The 2,001-nt window shown below is 67.8% G+C and carries 5 protein-coding genes; all 5 read left to right on the plus strand.

What is annotated here, in order from left to right; all coding sequences use genetic code 11:
* On the plus strand, positions 1-582 hold a 582-nt coding region (locus FFS45_RS42075; RefSeq protein WP_249363138.1), incomplete at its 5' end, for a zincin-like metallopeptidase domain-containing protein.
* A gap of 61 nt (positions 583-643) precedes the next feature.
* On the plus strand, positions 644-952 hold the full coding sequence (locus FFS45_RS41405; RefSeq protein ID WP_028229716.1) for a hypothetical protein: 309 nt from the start codon (positions 644-646) through the stop codon (positions 950-952).
* Complete coding sequence (locus FFS45_RS41410) at positions 949-1,158, plus strand: hypothetical protein (RefSeq protein WP_028229715.1); 210 nt, start codon at positions 949-951, stop codon at positions 1,156-1,158. Before FFS45_RS41405 ends, FFS45_RS41410 begins: the two co-directional genes overlap by 4 nt.
* Positions 1,159-1,172: 14 nt before the next feature.
* Entirely contained in the window at positions 1,173-1,364 is a 192-nt protein-coding gene (locus FFS45_RS41415) for a hypothetical protein (RefSeq protein WP_028229714.1), read from the plus strand.
* Positions 1,365-1,438: 74 nt separating this feature from the next.
* Positions 1,439-1,669 (plus strand): hypothetical protein, encoded by a 231-nt coding sequence (locus FFS45_RS41420; RefSeq protein WP_028229713.1) that lies wholly within the window; start codon positions 1,439-1,441, stop codon positions 1,667-1,669.
* Positions 1,670-2,001 lie beyond the last annotated feature (332 nt).

Consider the following 2,001-nt stretch of genomic DNA (forward strand, 5'->3'; position numbering starts at 1 on the left):
CGTTTGAGAAGTGAACAGGAAAGCCAACAGAATCAACGATCTACCAACACCACCCCCGCGCCAGTGCTGGGTTTGCGTACCGCCAGTTATTGCACTGAAAACGAGGGGACCCCGGAATTCGAGCCCATTGCCCAAGCCGAGCACGTCCTGGCCGCGTCCGGTGCCCGCATCACCTGGGAAGGTGCCCGCGCTTTCTATCGCCCCTCGACGGATGAAATCTACATGCCGACCCGCGAGCGCTTCGCCCAGCCGGTCAACGCCTACGCCGTCGCGCTGCACGAGCTGACCCACTGGACGGGCCACGAGTCGCGCCTGGGCCGCGACTTCTCCGGCCGCTTCGGCTCTGAAGCCTACGCCTTTGAAGAACTGGTGGCCGAGCTGGGCAGCGCCTTTGTGGTGGCCCATCTTGGCTTGGAAGGTGCCCGCCTGGAGAACCACGCCAGCTATGTGCAATCGTGGCTGAAGGTGCTGAAGAACGACAAGAACGCCGTTTTCACGGCCAGCCGCCACGCCAACGCCGCCTATCAACTCATCATGCAGAAGGCCGGCATGACCCCGCAGAGCGACGAAGCCGCCGCCTGAACCTCGGAGCGCTGGCCGCTGGCCAGCGCAACCCCTTCACCAGTTCGAGAAAGACAACGCCATGAGCAGCCATTGGGAATGGGCCGAGGAAGTCACCGCCCAGCACGACGAGCAAAAACCCTTCGCCCCGGAGAACGGCCAGCCCTTGAAGTTCAAGGCCGGCGACCCCGTGATTTACACGAACCCGGCCGGGCTGGAATTCGCCTTGCGCGTGACCGGCTTCTATGAGCGCCCGGCTTCGCCGGATGGCATGTACGCCAAGGGCGCGCGCTATCTGCTGGACTGGGATTGCCCGTGGTTTCCCGTGGTGGAGTCGTGCTTGCGCCTGGACGAATCCCGCGCCGTGCAAGAGCTGGAGCCCACAGCATGACGCGCCAGGAATACCGCCGCGCAGCCGTGCGCGCACGCCTTCAGCTCATCCACGGCAGCGGCCCGGATGCCGACTACCTCTCACCGCTTGAGCTGACGGCCGCCGCCGCGCTGCGCGCGAGCTGGCAACAGGTGGACGTGCTCGCCTGCCGCCTGTCGGGCTTCACGCCCGACGCCCGCAGCCGCATCACCCTTTACCCGCTTTGACCGAGGCCGCAACCATGACCACCACGACCACCCAGGCCCAGCCGATGACCAAAGACGCCGCCATCAGCCAATTTAAGGCGCTGACGGCCCGCTACGGCCTCCAATGGACTGCCGCCGTGCCCCGCGAGGCTTACGACCAGCTCGCCGCGTGCAATCGCGTTTTGACCACCAGCGACCGCCGCGAGGCGCTGGGCCTGCGCCCCTGATCCGCGCGCGCATGGGCGAGCAGGCCCGGCGCGCGAGCTGCACCCCTTAGACCATCGAACCCGAGGAAACGACCATGACCAAGACCACAGCCGACACCAAGACAAACGAGCTGATCCGCCACGCCATCGCCGCATGGGGCTATCTGGTGCGCTGGGGCTCCCGCCTGACCCTGGCCGAGTTCGCCGCCGCGATCCGCCGCCACTCCGACCACGAGCGCGCCGAGGCGCTGGCCACCGCGCTGGAGTCGGCGACCGGCTTTGTTGCTCGCGACTGGCGAGGCTTCCGCGCAAGCTGGCAGTGCTGACGGCCGCCGCCTGCCCACGCGGGCGGGCGCTCTTGGGGCTGCGCCCCGCCGCGCGGCATCCTGGCCGGGTGGCTTCAGCGGCTGCGCCGCTGTCGCTCCCCGTTCCGCCCATCCTCCGGCAGCTCGCCCGTGTCTGGCGTCTCTGGTCTTCTCCCTCCTGGCTGTTGCTGTCCGTTCCCTTCTCTTGGCCCTGGTAGCTGTTGATCCGCTGCAAGGCCTGGGCGTGCCCCCATGCGGGGGTCGGGCTGTCGTGAATCGAGCCCCGCTGCGCGTGTCTCGACCCTGCGGGCTTCCATCCCTCACGCCTCCGCGCCCTAGCGGGCGCTGCGCGC

The sequence above is a fragment of the Burkholderia sp. 4M9327F10 genome, assembly GCF_005503145.1.
Classification (GTDB): Bacteria; Pseudomonadota; Gammaproteobacteria; order Burkholderiales; family Burkholderiaceae; genus Paraburkholderia.

Coding starts and splice junctions, on each gene's coding strand:
- FFS45_RS41410 (WP_028229715.1), top strand. CDS start 949: ATGACGCGCCAGGAATACCGCCGCGCAGCCGTGCGCGCACGCCTTCAG.
- FFS45_RS41420 (WP_028229713.1), top strand. CDS start 1,439: ATGACCAAGACCACAGCCGACACCAAGACAAACGAGCTGATCCGCCAC.
- FFS45_RS41405 (WP_028229716.1), top strand. CDS start 644: ATGAGCAGCCATTGGGAATGGGCCGAGGAAGTCACCGCCCAGCACGAC.
- FFS45_RS41415 (WP_028229714.1), top strand. CDS start 1,173: ATGACCACCACGACCACCCAGGCCCAGCCGATGACCAAAGACGCCGCC.